This is a genomic window from Streptomyces sp. NPDC046931 (assembly GCF_040644655.1).
GTDB lineage: Bacteria > Actinomycetota > Actinomycetes > Streptomycetales > Streptomycetaceae > Streptomyces.
Genome location: NZ_JBEYWX010000026.1, coordinates 88,227 through 107,414, shown reverse-complemented (window position 1 = coordinate 107,414; position 19,188 = coordinate 88,227). Strand labels below are relative to the sequence as shown.

Sequence of the window (19,188 nt, the reverse complement as noted above, 5' to 3'; positions counted from 1 at the left end):
CCCTGCCACTTCTGGGCACCGCCGCCCTGCCACTTCTGGGCCCCGCCGCCCTGCCCGCCGTGCGACTGGCCGCCGTGGTGGTCGTCCCTGGTCAGGGTCAGGGCGTCGCCGCCGGCCCGCACGTAGGCGTGCGCGGCGGGAGCGGACAAAGCGACGGCGGCGGCAACCGCCGCGGAAGCGAACATGGTCCGGGTCACTCGCATCAGAGGTCGTCCTTTCGCCGCCGCCGCGAAGGCCGGCACCACGCCGGCACAGCGGAATCGCAGCAGCAACGTGATTACCCTCAACCCGACCCCCGCCCTGCACCGCTGAAGGACACGGCAAGGGCGCGAGCCCGTACTCCCTCCGGGTGTCTCCAGACTGAAAAGTAACCCGATCGGCCCCACCCCGATCAGCACGCCGATCAACCGTCATCTCGCCGGTGTCGGGGACCGTCTGCCGTTGTCCATCCGCCCCAGTTCCCGGTTCGGTGGCATGACATCAGATCCCTTCCGCCTCGTCGTCAGCCCTGTCGGGGCCGTCGGTCTCGTCAGCGCCCGGCTTCTGCGGGGCCCCGAGCCGTTCCGGTGCCAGGGACGATGACGACCTTGCCGACGACCTGGCCGGATTCGGCATGCCGAAGCGCTGCGGCGGCCTGCTCGAGCGGGTAGACCCGGTCGATCCGCGCGGTGATGGTTCCGGCACGGAGGAGTGTGAGGACCTGGGTGAGGTCGCCGCGCAGCCGGGCGCGGTACTGCCCAGGGTGGCGGGCCTTGCCGGCCCACAGGTTGAAGAAGTGGGCGTTGCGGCGGTTGGGCAGAAGGTTCCACAGCGCGAGCCGTGCGACGAGCTTGAGGACGGTGAGGGTGCCGTTGCCGGCCTGGTCGCGGGTCGAGGCGCTGCCGTAGGACACGAGGGTGCCGCCGGGGGCGAGCATGCGCCAGGAATCCTTGATGCCTTTGCCGCCGACGTGGTCGAAGACGGCTGCCACACCGTCCGGGACGAGTTCGCGGACACGGGCGGGGACGTCGTCGCGGTAGTCGACCGGGACGGCGCCGAGAGCACGGACGGCTTCCTGGTTGCGGGCGGAGGCGGTGCCGATCACGTGGATACCGCTCGCGCGGGCCAGTTGCACCAGCACGCTGCCCACACCGCCGTTGGCACCGTGGACGACGACGGTGTCGCCGGGCTTCGCCTTCGCTGTGTGGTGCAGCATGCGCCAGGCGGTGGCACCGTTTGTGACCAGGGTCTCGGCATCGGCCGCGGCCACACCTTCGGGGACGGGCACGAGATCGGCGGCGTCGAGCAGGACGTGATCGGCCCAGCCACCGGTCTTGGTCAGGGCGGCGACCCGCTGTCCGACCGCCGGCCGGGTTTCGTCCCCGACCGGGGCTCCCAGCGCTTCGACGGTGCCGACGAGGTCGTAGCCGGGGACGAAGGGGAAGGCGGGCATGTCGTAGTACTTGCCGCGCCGCATCTGCTGTTCGGCGAAGGTGACACCGCTGGCTTCCACACGGACGAGGGCCTGGCCGGGCCCCGGCTCGGGCAGCTGCCGCACGCGGACCTGGAGGGACTCGGGCTCGCCGACGGAGGGGAGGACGATTTCGGTGGCCTGCATTGCTGACTCCTTGTGTGTGGAGAGCGTTGAGAGTGATTGGTCACTCACTTGCTAAGCGAACGAATGCTGAGTGCGCGATCGCCAGAAGAGTCTCCGCGAGGAGCGTGCTGCGGAGTCGCTGCTACATGAGTAATTAACCACTCACACTTTAGGCTGTCAACGGTCTGGCCCCCCTGCCAGGCCCGGCCGTCCGGAAGCGGGGCCCGGGAGCCGGCGGGGGCAGGGGTGACCGGGGCGTCTCAGCCGGCCGCGTTCTCGGTGCGCAGCCTCACCAGTTCCTCCAGCCGTCGGAGGCTGCCGTCGAGCGCTTCCGTCACGGGGCGCTCGCCGGGGTCGTGGCGGGTGTCGAAGAACGACAGGTGCACGGTCACCTCGCTGGCGCCGCTGCCGATGCCGGCGACCTGCAGCCAGCCGGCGTAGGAGCCCTCGTCACGGGTGCCCCACTCGATTCGCAGTTGGTCCGGGCGGGCGCTGAGCAGTGCGGACATGTCCTGCTCGGCGTGATCGTCGTGCACGGTCACGGCAGGCGGGTCCTCCGCGTGTACGTGCAGAGCCTCCGGCAGCCAGCCATTCAGCTGGTCGAGGTTGGCGGCCTGGTCGAAGACGTGCTCGGGCAGGGCCGGCATGGTGCGTGAGCGCTCGTACTCGGTCATCGGGTACCTCCTCGCCTCGGCGTACACGTGGTCGGGTGCCCGTTTTGCGGCCCCTGAAGTTCGTGTGGCGCCCTTCGGTGTGCGTGCACATGCCGCTTCCCCGCCGGTCGCGACACGTTCAGCGCACCGGGAAGCCGAAGGAGTACCCCTGCTGCTTCAGCCACGGCAGGACCTCGCGAAGGGCGGCCACGCTCTGGGAGCGGTCCCCGCCCGCGTCGTGGAAGAGGACGGTCGGGCCGTTGGATATCTCCTTCTTGACGGTGGCGATGACGGCGGCGGTGCCGGGGCGCTCGAAGTCCTTGGAGTCGACGTTCCAGCCCAGCGGCCGCATCCCCCGGGAGGCGGCGAGCCGACGGCTGTACGGGGTGAAGGCACCACCCGGGGCTCGGTAGTACAGCGGCCGGACACCCCCGGACGCCTCGGTGATCATGCGTTCGGCGTCCAGGATCTGCTGTGACTGGTAAGTCTGGGACTTGGTGGCCATGGTGGTGTCGTGCGAAACGGTGTGATCGCACAGCCGGTGCCCGGCCGCGACCACCGCCTTGACCAGGTCCGGGTGGCTCCGGGCCTGCGTTCCCACCATGCAGAACGTGGCCTTCACGCCGTTCTCCCGCAGCACCCGCAGCACCTGGGGCGTCCAGACGGGGTCGGGTCCGTCATCGATGGTGATGTTGACCCCCCGGGTGCCCCGGTCCGAGGCGTGGGCGATGTCCGCCGAGACCGGCGACCCGCCTCGGGGCTGGGGACGCGCGTTTGGCGCGGAGGAGTGCGCCGAGGCATCCGCCCTGGCGGGCCGCTCCTCGACAGGACCGGCCTGTGCGGTCCACACCGACGTGGCGGCGGCCACTGCCGTCACCCCGACCGCCGCCGCGAGCACCCGGCCGTGCCATCCCCGTCCTGCGCGCCTCACCATGTCAGCCCCGCTCCTTGCCGTCTCCGTGGGTTACGTGCACCCGTCATGACGGAGGAAGACGGCCGGAGGATGCGTCCGTTACCGATCACGGACAATTCCGCGGGCATTCGGCGACAGGCCGGGTGCCGCAACACGCAACGGGACGACGGGCCGAGCGCGTGAGCGTGACCCTGAACCCGGTTCGGCGGAGCGGCCGGAGACAGTGGCAGCGGAGAGCGGGCGTGAATAAGTCCCGCTGCTCAGAGGCTGATTGCGTACGCCTTGCGCAGTGTCTCGTGCACGGTCCAGGTCGTACGGTCGCCCTCGCTCAGCACCGCCATGTCGCCCGGCCCGACGTGCAGCGTGGGCCCTCCCTCGACCTCGATCGTCGCGGAGCCACTGATCACCACGAACAGCTCGTTCGCCTCGGTGTCGGTCACGACGCCGGGTGTGATCTGCCAAACACCCCGCAGCTGTTGCCCGTCCTCCGATTCCCAGACCACCTTGCCGGTCACCTCGGGCGTGCCGGACACGATCTGCGCCGGGTCGAGCGGCTCGGGTTCGAGCTCTGCGTCGGGGATGCGGACTACGAAGCTGTGGGTCATGGCGTGACCCTAGCGGGACCCTCTGCGGCCCATCCGCCGACACTTTGTCGGCTGCCGGCCCCGATCGCAGGACACATCGCCGCGCATCGAACAGCAGATCGCCCGTGATCGAGCAGCACGAGCGGCGAGGGAAGCAGTTCGCGAGGGCGTTGCACCGGCAGAGCAAATGATCCACAAAGGATCGTTGGTGATCTCTTGTCCGGCGCCTTCCCGGTCACGGCCCATCCGCCCCGTACGGTGGCCACGGCGGGAGCCGATCCCCGCCGATCGGTCTTTCTTACCAGGTGGGGGAGTGGATGACACCCAGGCGCCGGGCACTGTTGGCTGCCATGGCGGGAAGCGTGCTCGCCGGCTGCTCGGGCCCTGGCAAGAGCACATCGGGCGACACGATCTCCGCGTCCGACTCACCCGCCACACCCGAGGCGACTGAGGCGGGCGCCCCCACCCTTGGCCCGTCGCCCACAGCGTCTTCGGTCAGCCGCGCGGAGATAGTCGCCCGCTACCGCCACGCCATACCCCGTACCTGGGGGTTCGATGCGCCGGGAGTGGTGCGCGCGCTCCCGGCCGGCAGACGCGTGGTCGCATTGACCTTCGACGCCTGCGGCGGCCCCGGCGGCAGCGGCTATGACCGGGCACTGATCGACTTCCTCCGCGAGCGGAAGATACCGGCGACCCTCTTCCTCAACTCCCGCTGGATCGACGCCAACCCGTCGGCCTTCCACCGACTGGCCGCCGATCCGCTGTTCGAGATCGCCAACCACGGCACCCGGCATCGCCCGCTGTCGGTGACCAGGCGCTCCGCCTACGGCATTCGCGGCACCCGCAACGCCGCCGAGGTCTACGACGAGATCGCAGGCAACCGAGCCAAGCTCACCGGGCTGCTGGGCGCCCCGCCGCGCTTCTTCCGCTCCGGCACCGCATACTGCGACGACATCGCGGCACGGATCGTGACCGACCTCGAAGAGCGCTTCGTCAGCTTCTCCGTCAACGGCGACGGGGGTGCGACTTTCACGCCGGAACAGGTCCGTACCGCCGTGGCCTCCGCCCGCGACGGATCCATCGTCCTGTGCCATATGAACCACCCCCGGGGCGGCACCGCCCGCGGAATCGCCGCCGCCGTTCCCCACCTGCTGGCCAATGGCCACACCTTCGTCCGCCTCTCGGACGCGCTGCGGTAGGGGCGCCTGCCGCCCACCGGGGCGCCACTCGCCCCGGATCCCCGGATCCCCGGATCCCCGGATCCCCGGCGCAAGCGTCTCCCCACGAGGCGGCGACCAGGCACTACCGGGAAGACGCTTGCGCCGGGGAGAGGAAAACTCGCGCGCTGCACCAGCCCCAGGGACTGACGGCGCATCGCGGTGCTGCCCCAACGCGGAACCGGTGGGATTCGTCGTCGCGGCGCACAGGCCGCGGACCTCGGCAACGTCCCCCTGGCGAACGTCTTTCGGCGTGCGGGCCATATCGATTTCGAGCGGAGATCAACAGGGCCTGGACATGCTCGAAGGTGGCGCTGAAGTTCCCCGGCGGCTCCGCGTGAAGAGGGCTATCGTGCTCAACGGGGGCGTGGTGAGAGCCCGCTGAGGTTCCTGGTGCTCGACGCTACGGGGGACGAATGTACGTACTGTCCATGGCAGCGCTGCTCGAAGAGGCCGCGGCGGACGTCCGCAACCAGACCGGAAACATCCGGGCCTTGAACGAGCTGCTCCGGCCGGAGAACCTGATGCGGCTGAGGGAGTTCGCACGGGCGTACTGCTTTCTGGCCTTCCACAGCCGCGACATCGAGGTCGCCGACTACGTGCGCGCGGGCACGCTGGCCGACGACAGCGGCCCCGACGTGCTGGTGCTGTTCGCGCTGGACGAACCCGCCCCCATCGCGGTGCCCGTGGGGGCCGGCTCTCTGCGTTCCTGGGTGGATCTGGACGTCGGCGTTCATCCCTCGTACCGGATGGTCCGGGCGCTGTTCGACGGGCGCCCGGCGCCACCTCTGCCGGGGCTGGTCGCCCTGGACGACCTGGCCGAGGAGTGTGAGGCGCTCTACCTGCCCCTCGGCGATCTGGACAACGAACGCGCGGTACGGCAGCGCCTGCGCCGGGTGCTGGCGCTGATCGGCCATGTCAGCGGCACGGCGAAACCAGGCAAGTACCTCGATGACCTGGGTCTGGAGCTGTACCGTCAGGGGGTCGAGCACATACGGACGGATCGGATCTCGGCGCGGGAGTGGCTGCTGCGGGCGTTCGACACCACGCGCGCCAACCTCGGTGACATCGTCACCACCATCGGCCTGACGGGACTGACCCCTTGAGCGGGCCCGCGCTGGTCACTGCCCCCGCGCCGGGCACCGGACCGCTGCTGGAGATCATCGATACACTGCTCGCGGAGGCGCTGCTCGCCGGGCAGCAGGCCACGGCTTTACGGTTCCATGAGGTGTCCCCGCCCTCCGTCGCATATCAGCTCCGCCGAAACCGCGTCCTGCTGATGCTGACCGTGCTGGCCGAGGAAGAGATCGGGCTGCGTTTCGCTGCGGACCTCCCCTTCGTCGTCTCCGGACCCGCCGCGCAGGCCGGTGCCCCGTTCGCCGGGTACACCACACGATGGCCGCAGCACACGCCGAGCCGGTGGGTCAGTGAGCTGTTCGTCCGCTGGCAGACCTCCGGCCCCGGCGAGGAGGGGGAGGAGGACCGGGAGCAGGCCGAGGGGCGGCGGATGGCGCTCGTCGACCGGCTTCTTCGCGCGGCGCTCTGGCACTGCGTCACCACCGACGCGCAGGACGCCGTACCGGCAGCGGTACGCCTCGTCGTCGAGCTGGCCGCCACCGGACAGGTGACGGACGTGTCCGCGGCCGGTGACGCCGTGGCGCTGCTGCTGCGTGCGGCAGGGGAGGACACGGTCTCCGCCGGTGCCCTGGCACGCGTGTTCACCGGCGAGGCGCTGCCCGCTTCGCCCGAGCAGTGGGTGAGCGGCCCCCTCGACTGGCCGGAAGAACCGGTGGCCGTCCTGAGCCGGCCCGCGCAGCGCGCGCTGAACTGGCTGCTGACCTACCTGCACACACGGCTCGGCCAGGTCCGGGCCGCCTCCGACTTCGACTCCTGGGCGGCGGCGCTGGCCGGGGTCACCTGCGCCGGCGTCGTCTGCCTGAGCGGACTTCGGCACGCGGTGGACCGGCTGCCGCTCGGATTGCGGACCGTGCGTGCGCAGTTCGAGGAGTTGCACGCGGACTTCCCGGCGCTGTGGTTCGCACTGGAACTCGTCGGCATGGCCGAGGCCGTGGACTACACGCGTCGGCTGGCGGAGGGGTTCCGCCGGCGGGGAGACACCGACGGGAGCCGTTTCGCTCGTGAACGGGCCCTGCTTCCAGAGTCGTTGATGAACGCCCGGGAGGTGCCGCCGGTGTGGCTGCGTCCGAGCTGGCGTACGGTCACCGCGCTGGTCGACCCCTGGCCCACGCTCCGCCGGGTGGACGACCCGGCCGCCTACCGGACGACGCCGATCACCGAGAAGGAGGTGTGGGCCCATCTCGCACGGGGCCCCCGCAGACCGGATCTGGGGTCCCTGGCCGAGACACTCGACCGCTATCCATGGCTGGACTTCGCGCACGGGCTGCGGGCGGAGACCTACGCGGCCCAAGGCGACGTCGAGTCCGCGCTGTCCGCGCTGGTCCCGGCACTGGTACTGGCGCCCGAACAGGCCGCGGGCTGGCATCTCCTGGGCCGTCTGCTCGACCGGCAGGGCCACACCGCCGCCGCGGGGGCCGCCCTGCGGATCTGCCGGACCGTCGAACGGATGCAGGACCAGCTGCACAAGGCATGAGGCCCCCGGCCCCGGGCCGGGGCCGGGGCGAGCCCGCCCGTGCACGGGGGCGGAAGAGCTCGATGTCTCCGGTCGTTCACGGCGGACGCGACCGTCGCCGCGGTTGCGACGACACGCGGCAGCATTACCGGCGCGAAAGAGCCAGTCGGGTATGTGCGGATCCGGCGTGGAACGCGGGCTCGTGCGATCCCGGCATGCCGAAGCCCGGCTGCCCGGCCGGCTGAGCACGAGCGACGACATCCCCGCGCCGGCTAAGAGCGCCCCTTGCACCTGCGGAAGTTCGTCGCGCGGCGTCAGCCACAGGACCAGCTCCGCGCAGCCGGTGACCGGCAGGGTGACACCCGTGCGGACGAAGACCAGCGCGAACGCGCTGACGATCGACCGGTCACGATCAACCGTACGCCCGTGAACCCGTCCCCTCGTTCAGCAGGGCGACCCCTAGCGGAGTGGCACTGTGGAGCGCCGAATTGCGGTGCCGCAGAGTCTGAACCAGGCCGGCCGCGCGCAGAGTCGTCGCATGTTCGCTGGCGCTGGCGGACGCCACGCCGACCAGCGAGGCCAGCTCCTTCGTCGTGCAGCCCGGGTGCGTGGCGATGGCGTTGAGTACCGCGGCCCGGGTGCCGCCCAGCAGGGCCGCGACGGCGTCGGCGGGTTTCGCCGGTCCGGGTTCCCGCGCGAGGGCGGTGAGGTGGCGCACGGGCCGGTCCGGCAGGACTGGGTAGGTGACGGTCGGTTGTGGCACGGCGTCGTTGTCGACGATGGTGCGCGTACCCCAGAGCGACGGCACCAGCAGGATGCCCTGTCCCTCGAGGTGCAGGTCGTACTCGACGCCGTTCGCCATCCGGATGTCCAGCACCGGCGGGTTCCACCGCATCCATCGCGGATTCGCTTGAGCGAGCACATGCTCCACGCCTCCATCGAGGAACTGGCGCATGCGCACGGTCCGGTCGGCCGTGAAGTGACCCGTCAGGCTTGTCCAGTAGGGCTCGAGCAGGGTGGCGTACAGGCTCGTCAAGCCGCTGTGCATCTGCCGGCGCAGCCCTGTGTCGTCCGCAAGATGCCGAGCCCATGAGGGGACAGGCTGGTGCTCTGCGATCGCCGCGAGTTCCGCTCGGATGCGGCTGCGGGGCACGGCCTGCACTTGCTCCAGGACCTCCTCCGCGGTGCCGGCCACGCTCGGCGCGAGGAAGGTCGGGGACCAGCCGACCGGCGGAATGAGCGACAGGACCATACGGGCAGGGGCGGTCAGCCTTCCGAGGCACCGTCTCCGCCAGGCCTCGAGCCGCACGGGCTGACTGCGGTCCTGTAACACCCGGGCTGCCAGTTCCAGCTCGGACAGGGGCATGGGAGCTTCGGCGACGCGGGTCCGCGCGAGGTCCTGAGTCGTGAAGTGAATGCGATAGACCATGATTCCCCCCGGTGCATCCGTAATGATCTTTCCGGAATGCCATGGTTTGGCCTAGACCGAATCTGGTCGAGTTCGGACGTCGACGATGGCGTCCACACCGCCTCTGCAACGACTCGCCAGGGCATCGCCCTCCCCTCTCCTTACCTGACAGGTAATCGAACCCGGCAGGGCCGCATGCCATGATCGGCGGCGTAGGGACCCCGACCGACCGGAAGGACACCATGTCTGCCTACGCCGTAGCTCACCTTCAGGAGTCCGCCCCGCACCCGGACATCGCCGAGTACATCGAGCGCATCACGGCCACCTTCGCGCCGTACGGCGGCCGCTTCCTCGTGCACGCCGCGCAGCACGAGGTGAAGGAGGGCAGCTGGCCCGGGCACGTGGTGGTGATCGGCTTCCCGGGTATCGCGGAGGCACGAGCCTGGTGGGACTCCCCGGCATACCAGGAGATCGCACCCCTGCGCGCACGGCACATCAGGGGCGACATCGTCCTGGTCGAAGGGGTCCCGGACGGTTATGACCCGACCGTCACCGCGAAGACGATACGGGAGGCCGCGCCTGCCGAGTAGAGCCGGCCGTACGGGGCGCTCACCCGAGGCGGTGAGCCCGAGCCGGTGACCTTCGGGCTCGAACCCGGGTTCCGGTCAGCCGGTCTCGGAAAAGGCGAGGGGGCGCTCGGTGCCGAACGCGAGCCGCGCGAAGTTCTCGCCGATACGGCGGTGTCCCGCGCGGCCGGGGTGGACCTCGTCGGACGGCGGCAGTTCGGCGTAGCCCTTCGCGCCGTACAGGTCGCGGCCGGATCGAGCAGCTCCACTTCGCCCTGGGCGGGGGACAGGGCGGCCAAATAGTGGTGGGATGGGCGGCGTTCGAGCCGTGGCTGACGGAACTGCCCGTGGTGCAGCCACACCATGCGCCCGCCGGCCGGTGCCGGCTTGAAGGGGGCCTCGGTGCGTAGGGCGATCAGCTCGGCATTGGAGGCCGCCCGTCTCGGGGCCGAGCCTGAGCTGGGCGGCGGCGTAGCGGCCGGGGTGCTTTCGGGCGTGGTCGCCGTAGGTGACCTTGACGTCGAACCGCCGGGCGAGCGCCGAGACGGTCACCTGGTCGACGCCGACCTGGTCCGCCGGTTCCGTGCTCCCCTGAACGGTATTGGTCAGCGGTGAGTGTGCAGCCCGGAACACAGCAGGTCGAATGCCAAAAGCGCTGCCGGGGCGACCGCGTCGCGGGCGTGCTCGGGAGCTTCGCCGGACATGATGCGTCGTCGGAGCTCGCGAACGGCCGCCCGGTGTGTTCCGGCGAGGGCGCCGGCCAGGAGCGCGGGCATGGGATCGCCGGCGTCGTCCGGTGTGCCGGCGGTGCCGGGTGGATGCTCGGCCAGGGCGGCCGTCAGAGCGGCCTCGGCGTTTTCGCTGATTTCGCGTTCCCGTGCGCGCAGGGCGGGGCTGTCGAGGATGACCTGCCAGAACCGGGGTGCGCCGGGGTGGTGGCCGAGCAGGGGGTCGTTGCGTCGCAGGGCGGACAGCAGGTCGTCACGGACCGTCTCCACCGGGCAGGTGCCGGGTGCGCGGTCGCGTACCAGTGCGGCGAGATGCCCCTCGACATCGGCCTGCCGGTCGAAGAAGAGGTCTTCCTTGGCGGGGAAGTAGTTGAACACGGTGTTGGTGGACACGCCCGCCTGCCCTGCCACTTGGGCGACCGTGACCTGGTCGAAACCGTGCTTGAGAAACAGCGTCAGTGCCGCATCGGCGATCGCTGTGCGGGTTTGCCGCTTCTTGATCTCTCGAAGTCCCATGCCCTGATGATAGTGTCACACCAAAATTGTGGTGACACCAAGAATCTAAGGGGTGGGACGAGTATGACCTTGACCCTCGGCATCTATCCCGGCGGGCTCCTGGGAGACGACCACGGCATCGTCCACCCGGTCAGCCCGGACGTTCCGGACCGCATCATCGAGGCACTGGACCAACTGCAAGGCGATACGGCCGGGCTGTCGGTGCGCGCCTACCGGCCGTTCTCGGGCACCGAGACACCGCTGGAGCCCCCTACACCCGCCGACCCGCAGTCCTATCTCCAGCGCGGCCGCACACTCGACCTGGTGCTTCAGTTCCGTGAGCCGTCCGGCGAACTCGACGGGTGGCCGGAGTTCGTCCGCGAAGCCATCCGTACCGGCGGACCGCATCTGGCGTCGGTCCAGATCTGTGAAGAACCCAACGCCCGGCTCCCCATTGTGGACGGCAGCATCCCCAACGTCCGCAACGCGCTCGTCCAAGGGGTCATCGCGGCCAAGCAGGAGGCCAGAGGCCTGGGACACAGCGTGGCGGTCGGCTTCAACGCCGTACCGACCTTCGATCCGGCCGACACCTTCTGGTCCGAGCTGGGTGCACTGGCCGACGCGCAGTGTTGGCAGAGCCTGGACTACGTCGGCCTGGACTTCTTCCCGGACGTGTTCCGGCCCATCCCCGCCGGGCAGTTGGCCGAGGCGGTCGTCGCGGTCCTCAGGGCTTTCCGCCACACCGACCTGCCGAAGGCCGGAATCCCAAAGAGTGTCGCCATGCGCATCTGCGAGAACGGCTGGCCCACCGGACCGGGCCGCACCGAACAGCGACAGGCCGAAACCCTCGAGACCGTCATCCGGGCCGTGGCCGCCCTCGCCGACGACCTGAACATCGACGGATACTCGCTCTTCGCTTTGAGGGACGCCGACAGCACCGCGGACGGGCTCTTCCATCGCTTCGGCCTCCTGCACGACGACTACACCCCCAAGCCGGCCTTCGAGACCTATCGGCAGCTCATCAGCGAGCTGGGCCCCCGACCGGTCGTCCCGGCTCCGTGAATTCCCGTGGCCTGCGGACCAGGACGGCGCTCCGGCGCGAGACGCGGCGGCGGCACGCCGTCCCGATACTCTGCGAGGCGTGATCGACTCATCCACGTCCCTTGACGATGCCGGTGTGGCCATAGCGGCGGCACGTGCCGGGGCCGATGTGGTGCGCGAGATGTACGGCCGGCGGCTCTCCCGCATCGACAAGGGTGGCGGGGACTTCGCCACCGCCGCCGATGTGGCGGCCGAGAAGACGATCCTCGACGTCATCCGTGCCGCTCGGCCCGATGATGCGCTGCTCGGCGAGGAGAGCGGGCGGCAGGGCACTGCCGACGCCGCGCGCCTGTGGATGGTGGATCCCTTGTGCGGCACGCTGAACTACGCCGCCGGCACCATGCTGGTGGCCGTCAACGTGGCGCTGCGCGACGGGGCGGCGGCGGTGGCCGATCCGTTCGGCAAGGAGGTCTTCTTCACCGACGGTGAGACCGCCTGGGCCCGGCGAGACGGGTTCGATACACGGCTGGCCCCCACGCCCGCCGGCCGGTTGGTGGACGTCAACCTGGACCCGCCCTTCCCGAACGCGCCCGGATTCAGGGCCGTGAACCTGCTGGCCCACCCCGGGTTCGTCGATCGCTTCAAACCGCGTGTCGGCTCCACGACGCTGGCGTTGGCCTGGGTGGCGGCCGGCAAGCGCGCCGCGTATGTCACGGACGGCGGCGACCTGTCCGGGAGCGTGCACTTCGCCGCCGGCATCGCTGTGTGCAGGGCCGCCGGCTGCGTGGTCACCGGGATCGACGGCGCCCCGCTCGGACGGGACGGCCGGGGGCTGGTCGTCGCCGCCGACCTCGAGACCCACTGGCAGCTGATGTCGATGATCCGCAGCCGAGGCTAGTCTCCCGTGCTCACCGGACGCCGCGGCCCGCTCCCGCCGGTACAGACGCCATGGATCCCGGCGGCCGGCCGCCGCGCCCCCGGCCCGCGGCCGACGCCGGGACACGGTCCGGATCACGGCGCTCCAGCTCCTGACGCAGCCGGTCGAGCGCTCGATGCAGCGTGCTCTTGACCGTTCCGGCCGACATACCGAGGGCGGCGGCCGTCTCCTCCGTGGACATGTGCTCCCAGTGCCGTGACACCACGACGCTGCGCTGCTTCGGACCGAGCACCTTCATGGCGTCGATCAGGAGCGTACGGTCGGCGTGCCGGGCGGTGGAGTCCGGGACGGATGCGTCGGGCAGTCGGGCGGTGAGCACCTCTTCCAGCCTCCTGGCCCGCCACCACTCCGTACGCGTGTTGATCATGACACGGCGCAGGTAGGCGTCCGCGAGTCGCTTGTCGGCGATGCGGTCCCAGCGGCGATACGTCCGTGCCAGCGCGGTCTGCAGCAGGTCCTGGGCGTCGAGCGGGTTCGAGACCAGCCGCCGGGCGCTGCGCAGCAGGGCGTCGTGCCGGGTACGGACGTATTCCTCGAATTCCAAAGACCGGTCTGGGCACGTGCGGGCATCCATGGGCCGGGTTCCTTTCATGGTGATGCGTGAACGATGGGCGCGGTGAGCGGGAGGGCGTTCTCTGCTCGCCCCTGCCGCCGCCCGGAGCACCCTTGGCGGCGCGGTGGGGCGACGGCAGGGCGTCGGCCTGTGCTGACGACGTCGTCGATCGTCAGCAGCAGCGGCTGCCGGGGTCCGCCCCGGTGCCCTCGACGCCGTGGTGGCTCCGCGCGAGATCACTCCGCTGTGTGGTGGCCTGAGAGGCGTGGGGCGACCGCTCGACCGGCGTCGGCGCCGTGCTCACCAGTCCGGCGGCCAGCGTCACGGTCGCTGCGGCCAGTGCGAGCCGCTTGCACACGTTCATGATCGGTTTTTCCCTTCGGGTGTGATCAGGCGAACCGGCCGGGTCGGTTGTTCGCGCCTTCTGACCACGACCTTTCGCGCTGAGGGATTGAATGGGCAGGTTGTTCTGCCACCCTGATCAATGCCGTGGCGGGTGGTGGGAGGCGGGTTCGGAATGAGTTGACCGCCTCAGGACGGGATCGGCGCCTACCACATGTCGTGACCCGCACGCTGTTTCCTCGCAAACCCTCGCGCCGTCCAGGACTTCCCGGATGATGGGTATCGCTTCGGACGGCTCAACGGGGGAGAGGCGCCGGTGGGGGAGCTTCAGCTGCTGACGGACAATGCGATCCGCCAGGTGTCGGAGGACGATTTCGGGTTTCGCGCAAGATGAAGGGCCTCGGTCCGCTGATCGTCACCGCGGCGGCTGTGGGCGGAACGGGTGCCGCGGCCATCGGCGCTGCCCAGGGGGTCGACTATCTGGCGCGTCGACGTCTCCAGTACGTACTGGAAACCGCGGAGTTGGAGTCGGCCGAGGTCACCAGGACGGTGGAACAGGTCGCGGAATCCATCACCGTCCAGATGGACGCCAGGGCCGTGGAGATCGAACGCTTCGTCCTCTGACTGCGCGTCCTTAAGCCCGTGGCAGGGGAAAACGCTGTGACCGCCGGTGACCGTTCGCCCCGCTCCGCCGGGTGCCCTGCGGCGAGTCCTCAGCGTTCGCCGTCGCTCGGGGTGTGCCTCCTTGCCTCCTTCGCTGGACTGGACGGTGTGCAGGGCGCCGCAGCGGCCTGCGGGAAGCTTGCCCGGGAGCCGGAAGCCCCCGTCCGTCGGGGTACCGCAGTTATCTGGGCGTGGACAGAGCTGCCGGTTTCCGCCAACGGACAGCCATCGGTCAGGAGTCCCACCGCCGGGGGCGATGGTGTCGCCGAGTTGTCCTGGATGGGAGGATGGCCGGCGGCAAGGCGACGGCGGAACGAGGAAGCCGGTGTGAATCCGGCGCGGTCCCGCCACTGTGATCGGTGAGTGGATCCCGAACAGGCCACTGCCCGCAGGCTGGTGGGAAGGCCGGGACGAGCTTGGACCCGAGAGCCAGGAGACTCCCGCGGTCGCCTCCTCCAGGACAACCGGGGCGGATTTCCCCGAAGAGGACGGTGAAGCGTCATGCGCGTGAGCTCGATCGACGGGACGACGGGCCAACCGCCGGAGCACGGGTCGGCCGACCCTGCACCGTGCAGGGTCGTCGTATGCCGGGACTGTTGCTGTGGCAGCCCGAAGGTGACCGGAGTCGATCACGCGGCGCAGACCACCCGCCTGAGCGCGGATGTGCCGGTACGCATCTCCGCCTGCCTGGACGTCTGCGACCAGGCCAATGTGATGGTCGTTCAGCCCTCCGCCGCCGGGCGCGCCGCCGGCGCCCGGCCGGTCTGGCTCGGCCTCGTCAACGACCCGGCCGCGACCGAGGACATCGCCGCCTGGGTGCGGGCAGGCGGTCCGGGCATCGCGCCCCAGCCCGCCATTCTCGATCTCTACACCTTCACACCACCGCGGCGGCGCACCTCGTTCTCACCGGTACGCGGCCGGGGCCCGTCGTAGAAAACCCGCCGATCGACCCGCGCAACAGCACCGTCGAGCGGTGTATCGACCCGCGGTCAGGGGCCGCATGTGCCGGGCGTCAGTTGCCGCATGCGTCAGTGGACCGAGAACCCGCCGTCGACGCAGATCGACTGACCGGTGATGTACGCCGATGCCCGGCTCGCCAGGAAGACCGCCGCGCCCGCGAAGTCCTCCGCCAGCCCGTTGCGCCCGGCCAGGGTACGGGCGGCGAGCTCCGCCACCTTGGCCGGATCGGCGGACAGGCGGCGGTTCAGCGGTGTCATCACAAAGCCGGGGACGAGCGTGTTGGCGGTGACGCCGTACGGGGACCACGCTTCCGCCTGCGAGCGGGCCAGCGATTCGAGGCCGCCCTTGGACACGCCGTACACGCCGCTCTGGACGAAGGCCCGGTGCGCCTGCTGCGAGCTGACGTGGATGATCCGCCCGTGGCCCCGCTCGGCCATGCCGGGGCCGAAGCGCTGACCGAGGAGGTGGGGCGCCTCCAGGTTCACCGCCATGGTGGCATCCCACACCTCGTCCGTCAGCTCGCCCATCGGAGGACGGAGGTTGATGCCCGCGGAGTTGACGAGGATGTCCGGCTCCCCGTACACCGCGGCGGCCTCCTCGGCCGCCGCCCGTGCGCCGTCTCGCGAGCCCAGATCGGCGCTCACCCAGGCCGCCCGGCAGCCGTCGCCCACCAGTTCCTCGACCGTGGCGGCCAGCTCCGCCTCCTTGCGTGCCACGACCACGACGCTCGCTCCGGCATGGGCGAGGGCCCCGGCGATGGCCCGGCCGATCCCTGAACTCCCGCCGGTGACAACCGCGACCCGGCCCTCGAGCGAGAAGAGGTCGGTGAGGTAGGACTGCGGCGTCATCTTCACATCCCGGCATGGACTCGAACGGCTGGTTGACGCGGACTGACGTCCGACTGGACGACCCTACGGGTACGCGGGCGGCCCTGCGGCGCCGGTGCCGGGTATACGGGACGCACCACGCGGGCGGTATGCCGACCGGATGCCTCACCTCTTGACGTGTCTGGTTCAGACCTTTAGGTTCACGGACCATCAGCAATCCAAGAATGAACCCATTGTTCATCATGCTGAACTCGGCTGCGCGGCCTTCCCCACCATCCGCGCACGCGAAAGGCTGGAACGCCCATGGCCGAGCCACCCCGCAACGGATGCGGACAGGCCGCCGGAGCCCGCAAGATGCTGCGGTTGTTCGTTCTGCTCGCCGTACTGCCGGGCCTGGCGGTTCCCTCCGCGCAGGCCACGACCCCCGCCGCGTCCCCGTTCAAGGTTCTGGCCCTCTACAACGGCACCTGGGACGCCGCACACATCGGCTTCGTACACGAGGCGAACGACTGGTTCTCCAGCACGCCCGCGGATGGACGCCGCTCGCGGCAGGCGCGGCGACGCTGCCCATGGCGCTCGGAGCCACCGTGTGTGCGCCCTGGTCCGGCAACCTGGTGGGGCACATGGGACCACGACGTCCGCTCCTCCTTGCGGGCGGGTTCACCGCCACCGGGGGGCTGTGCGTGGTGAATCTCGGCCCGGACACGAGCGTTCCGCTGCTTCTGCTCGCCTATCTGCTCATCGGTATCGGGTTCGGTTTCACCAACGCGCCGATCGCCAACACGCGGTCGGCGGTCTGCCGCCCTCCCGCGCCGGTGTGGCCGGGGCGATCACCTCCACCGCACGCCAGGTCGGTTCGGCGGTCGGTATCGCCATCGCCGGGGGCCTGGCCGCGGGCGTCGGCCCCACCGGGCTCGCCCATGCGTCCCGTCCCGGATGGCTGCCCGTGACGGCCTGCGGACTGTTCCTCTTCGCCGAGGCTCGAGCCTCCCGGACAGCGACCCCACCGGCCCCCGGCTCGGCCTGACGCACGGAAACGCACCGCCGCCTCCGCGTCCGGAACACGAACCCTCCCCGCTAATGGCATGTTCCGGTCAAATCTGCCAGTCTTCCGGTAACCGTGTCCCTGACCCCACAGGGACACGGCAGGACTCTCACCCAGCGATCGCGCACGCGACGCGCGCAACCCCGGCTGCCCGCCGGCGCACCCAAGCCGGCCGGGCAGCCATCGAGCACGCCGGAATCCCGGCCGCCACAAAGGAGTTTCGTGTGAGACCCACTCCCCACAAGGCCCGCGCGGCGAGCGCACTCGCCGTCGCCGCGATGGCCGCCGTCCTGCTTCCCGTAACCCCGGCGGCAGCCGCGCCGTCCACGGCCTCTCCGGCCGCGGCCTGCACCCCGGCCCAGGTGATCACCAACGGCGGCTTCGAGAGCGGGACTTCGCCCTGGAACCAGTCGTCGCCCAACGTGATCACCAACCGGGCGGGTCAGACCGCCCACGGCGGCACCTCCTTCGCCTGGCTGGACGGAGTCGGCAGCACGCACACCGACACCCTCGCCCAGAGCGTGACAATCCCCTCCGGATGCAGCACCGCCACCCTCACCTTCTGGCTGCACATCGACACCGCGGAGACGACCTCGTCCACGGCGTACGACAAGCTGACGGCGAAGATCGGCACCACGACACTGGCGACGTACTCGAACCTGGACCAGAACACCGGCTATGTGCGGAAATCGTTCGACGTGTCGGCGTTCGCCGGCCAGACCGTGAACCTCACCTTCACCGGCACCGAGGACTACAGCCTCCGGACGAGCTTCGTCATCGACGACGTCGCCCTCGACACCTCCGGCGGTACCACTCCGCCCGCGGACTCCACGCGCACCCCCGCCGCGCCCACGTACACCGTGAGCCTCAGCAGCAATACCACCGGCACCGTCTGGACCGGCCACGAGAGCGCGACGTTCACCAATGCATCCTCGACCGCGCTCAGCGAGGTGTACCTGCGGCTGTGGGACAACTACCACGGCACCTGCTCCGCCATGCCGATCACGGTCGGCAACCTCACCGGTGGCACCGCGGGCACCCTCTCGGTCGGCTGCACCGCCCTCCGGATCGACCTGCCGACGCCGCTCGCGCAAGGCCAGTCCGCCACGATCGGCTTCGACCTGGGCATCACCGTTCCCAGCGGCGCCGACCGGTTCGGTCACGACGGGGCCTTCAGCTTCATCGGCAACGCCCTCCCCGTTCTCGCGGTCAAGGACGGAGCGGGCTGGCACCTGGACCCGTACACCAACAACGGCGAGTCGTTCTACTCACTGGCCGCCGACTTCGAGGTGACCCTCGACCACCCCAGCACCCTGCTGGTGCCGGCGACCGGCACATCAGCCGACACGCCGGGTTCCAGCGGACGTACGATCACAACCGCGACCGCCTCCAAGGTCCGTGACTTCGCCTGGGCAGCCGGCCCCTTCACCAAGATCTCCGGCACCTCTGCCGCCGGCACCGCGGTCAATGTCTACTCCGTCTCGGGCATCAGCTCGGCCGACGCGCAGTCCATGCTCAGCACCGCGAAGACCGCCGTGGACGCCCACGCGTCGCGGTTCGGCGGCTACCCGTACGGTGAACTGGACGCGGTGATCGACAACAACTTCTGGTTCGGCGGCATGGAATACCCCGGGTTCGTCCTCGACCTGGTCAGCACGACGGCGCTCACCCACGAGATCGGTCACCAGTGGTGGTACGGCATCGTCGGCGACGACGAGTACAACAGCCCCTGGCTCGATGAGGCGTTCGCGGACTACGCCACCGACCTGGCCCTGAACAAGACCGGCACCAACTGCTGGAACGGCGTCTCGTGGTCCTCGACCGCCGAGAAGATCACCAACTCGATGGCCTACTGGGACCACTCCTCCCGGTACTCCACGGTCGTCTACGGCTACGGCAAGTGCGCCCTGCACGACCTGCGGCGCGTCCTCGGCGACACCACCATGGCCAAACTGCTGAAGGACTACGCCACTTCGCACTGGTACGGCATCTCGACCACGTCCGAGTTCAAGGCGGCCGCCCAGGCTGCCACGGCCACGGACCTGACCTCGTTCTGGACCCAGCACCGTATCGACGGCTGACCCTGGCGT

19 protein-coding genes, 4 pseudogenes and 1 riboswitch are annotated in these 19,188 nt (G+C 70.1%); of the genes and pseudogenes, 12 read left to right on the top strand and 11 right to left on the bottom strand.

Going from position 1 to position 19,188, the window contains the following annotated elements; all coding sequences use genetic code 11:
- The 5 genes and pseudogenes from ABZ876_RS32400 to ABZ876_RS32380 form a co-directional block, all read right to left on the bottom strand.
- A pseudogene (locus ABZ876_RS32400) lies at positions 1-203 on the bottom strand (hypothetical protein); the annotation flags it as partial.
- Between the two features lie 326 nt (positions 204-529).
- On the bottom strand, positions 530-1,597 hold the full coding sequence (locus ABZ876_RS32395) for a medium chain dehydrogenase/reductase family protein (RefSeq protein ID WP_361788652.1): 1,068 nt from the start codon (positions 1,595-1,597) through the stop codon (positions 530-532).
- A gap of 239 nt (positions 1,598-1,836) precedes the next feature.
- Entirely contained in the window at positions 1,837-2,250 is a 414-nt protein-coding gene (locus tag ABZ876_RS32390; protein ID WP_361788651.1) for an SRPBCC family protein, read from the bottom strand.
- A gap of 118 nt (positions 2,251-2,368) precedes the next feature.
- Positions 2,369-3,163 carry a polysaccharide deacetylase family protein gene (locus ABZ876_RS32385; RefSeq protein WP_361788650.1) on the bottom strand — a complete coding sequence of 265 codons (795 nt, stop codon included), beginning with the start codon at positions 3,161-3,163 and terminating at the stop codon, positions 2,369-2,371.
- Positions 3,164-3,402: 239 nt separating this feature from the next.
- The gene (locus ABZ876_RS32380; RefSeq protein ID WP_361788649.1) at positions 3,403-3,747 is read right to left on the bottom strand and encodes a cupin domain-containing protein; all 345 of its coding nucleotides are present in this window, start codon (positions 3,745-3,747) and stop codon (positions 3,403-3,405) included.
- Positions 3,748-4,076: 329 nt separating this feature from the next.
- Between ABZ876_RS32380 and ABZ876_RS32375 the strand changes: the two genes are divergently transcribed.
- The 3 genes from ABZ876_RS32375 (at position 4,077) to ABZ876_RS32365 (ending at position 7,554) form a co-directional block, all read left to right on the top strand.
- Positions 4,077-4,925 carry a polysaccharide deacetylase family protein gene (locus tag ABZ876_RS32375; protein WP_361788648.1) on the top strand — a complete coding sequence of 283 codons (849 nt, stop codon included), beginning with the start codon at positions 4,077-4,079 and terminating at the stop codon, positions 4,923-4,925.
- 449 nt (positions 4,926-5,374) lie between these two features.
- Complete coding sequence (locus ABZ876_RS32370; RefSeq protein WP_361788646.1) at positions 5,375-6,049, top strand: hypothetical protein; 675 nt, start codon at positions 5,375-5,377, stop codon at positions 6,047-6,049.
- On the top strand, positions 6,046-7,554 hold the full coding sequence (locus ABZ876_RS32365; RefSeq protein ID WP_361788645.1) for a hypothetical protein: 1,509 nt from the start codon (positions 6,046-6,048) through the stop codon (positions 7,552-7,554). Before ABZ876_RS32370 ends, ABZ876_RS32365 begins: the two co-directional genes overlap by 4 nt.
- A gap of 391 nt (positions 7,555-7,945) precedes the next feature.
- Here ABZ876_RS32365 and ABZ876_RS32360 read toward each other — a convergent pair whose 3' ends face one another.
- Positions 7,946-8,962, bottom strand: a complete 1,017-nt coding sequence (locus ABZ876_RS32360; protein ID WP_361788644.1) for a winged helix-turn-helix domain-containing protein — start codon at positions 8,960-8,962, stop codon at positions 7,946-7,948.
- 221 nt (positions 8,963-9,183) lie between these two features.
- Between ABZ876_RS32360 and ABZ876_RS32355 the strand changes: the two genes are divergently transcribed.
- Positions 9,184-9,531 carry a DUF1330 domain-containing protein gene (locus ABZ876_RS32355; protein ID WP_361788643.1) on the top strand — a complete coding sequence of 116 codons (348 nt, stop codon included), beginning with the start codon at positions 9,184-9,186 and terminating at the stop codon, positions 9,529-9,531.
- 414 nt (positions 9,532-9,945) lie between these two features.
- Here the strand turns inward: ABZ876_RS32355 and ABZ876_RS32350 are convergent.
- Positions 9,946-10,116 (bottom strand): annotated as a pseudogene (locus ABZ876_RS32350) (TetR family transcriptional regulator); the annotation flags it as partial.
- Positions 10,113-10,751, bottom strand: coding sequence for a TetR/AcrR family transcriptional regulator (locus ABZ876_RS32345; RefSeq protein ID WP_361788642.1), 639 nt, complete (start codon positions 10,749-10,751; stop codon positions 10,113-10,115). The pseudogene ABZ876_RS32350 and the gene ABZ876_RS32345, both read right to left, overlap by 4 nt.
- Before the next feature lie 63 nt (positions 10,752-10,814).
- On the opposite strand from ABZ876_RS32345, the gene ABZ876_RS32340 reads away from it, so the two are divergent.
- A complete protein-coding gene (locus ABZ876_RS32340) occupies positions 10,815-11,792 on the top strand; it encodes a hypothetical protein (RefSeq protein WP_361788641.1) in 978 nt (325 codons plus the stop codon).
- Between the two features lie 79 nt (positions 11,793-11,871).
- Positions 11,872-12,669 carry an inositol monophosphatase family protein gene (locus ABZ876_RS32335; RefSeq protein WP_361788640.1) on the top strand — a complete coding sequence of 266 codons (798 nt, stop codon included), beginning with the start codon at positions 11,872-11,874 and terminating at the stop codon, positions 12,667-12,669.
- Between the two features lie 10 nt (positions 12,670-12,679).
- Here the strand turns inward: ABZ876_RS32335 and ABZ876_RS32330 are convergent, their stop codons facing one another.
- Both ABZ876_RS32330 and ABZ876_RS32325 read right to left on the bottom strand, forming a co-directional pair.
- Positions 12,680-13,282 (bottom strand): SigE family RNA polymerase sigma factor, encoded by a 603-nt coding sequence (locus tag ABZ876_RS32330; RefSeq protein WP_361788639.1) that lies wholly within the window; start codon positions 13,280-13,282, stop codon positions 12,680-12,682.
- Between the two features lie 151 nt (positions 13,283-13,433).
- The gene (locus tag ABZ876_RS32325; RefSeq protein WP_361788638.1) at positions 13,434-13,625 is read right to left on the bottom strand and encodes a hypothetical protein; all 192 of its coding nucleotides are present in this window, start codon (positions 13,623-13,625) and stop codon (positions 13,434-13,436) included.
- Positions 13,626-13,993: 368 nt separating this feature from the next.
- On the opposite strand from ABZ876_RS32325, the gene ABZ876_RS32320 reads away from it, so the two are divergent.
- Together ABZ876_RS32320 and ABZ876_RS32315 are read left to right on the top strand one after the other, a co-directional pair.
- The gene (locus ABZ876_RS32320; RefSeq protein ID WP_361788637.1) at positions 13,994-14,227 is read left to right on the top strand and encodes a hypothetical protein; all 234 of its coding nucleotides are present in this window, start codon (positions 13,994-13,996) and stop codon (positions 14,225-14,227) included.
- A 350-nt stretch (positions 14,228-14,577) separates the two neighbouring features.
- Positions 14,578-14,706, top strand: a riboswitch (cobalamin riboswitch).
- A gap of 61 nt (positions 14,707-14,767) precedes the next feature.
- Positions 14,768-15,199 (top strand): (2Fe-2S) ferredoxin domain-containing protein, encoded by a 432-nt coding sequence (locus ABZ876_RS32315; protein ID WP_361788635.1) that lies wholly within the window; start codon positions 14,768-14,770, stop codon positions 15,197-15,199.
- A 95-nt stretch (positions 15,200-15,294) separates the two neighbouring features.
- Here ABZ876_RS32315 and ABZ876_RS32310 read toward each other — a convergent pair whose 3' ends face one another.
- Positions 15,295-16,074: an SDR family oxidoreductase gene (locus ABZ876_RS32310; RefSeq protein ID WP_361788633.1), complete on the bottom strand. Its 780-nt coding sequence runs from the start codon at positions 16,072-16,074 to the stop codon at positions 15,295-15,297.
- Between the two features lie 333 nt (positions 16,075-16,407).
- On the opposite strand from ABZ876_RS32310, the pseudogene ABZ876_RS32305 reads away from it, so the two are divergent.
- The 4 genes and pseudogenes from ABZ876_RS32305 to ABZ876_RS32290 form a co-directional block, all read left to right on the top strand.
- A pseudogene (locus ABZ876_RS32305) lies at positions 16,408-16,569 on the top strand (ThuA domain-containing protein); the annotation flags it as partial.
- A 53-nt stretch (positions 16,570-16,622) separates the two neighbouring features.
- A pseudogene (locus ABZ876_RS32300) lies at positions 16,623-16,778 on the top strand (MFS transporter); the annotation flags it as partial.
- A gap of 92 nt (positions 16,779-16,870) precedes the next feature.
- Positions 16,871-17,080 carry a hypothetical protein gene (locus ABZ876_RS32295; protein ID WP_361788662.1) on the top strand — a complete coding sequence of 70 codons (210 nt, stop codon included), beginning with the start codon at positions 16,871-16,873 and terminating at the stop codon, positions 17,078-17,080.
- 242 nt (positions 17,081-17,322) lie between these two features.
- Positions 17,323-19,179 (top strand): M1 family aminopeptidase, encoded by a 1,857-nt coding sequence (locus ABZ876_RS32290; RefSeq protein WP_361788631.1) that lies wholly within the window; start codon positions 17,323-17,325, stop codon positions 19,177-19,179.
- The last annotated feature ends 9 nt before the right edge of the window (positions 19,180-19,188 follow it).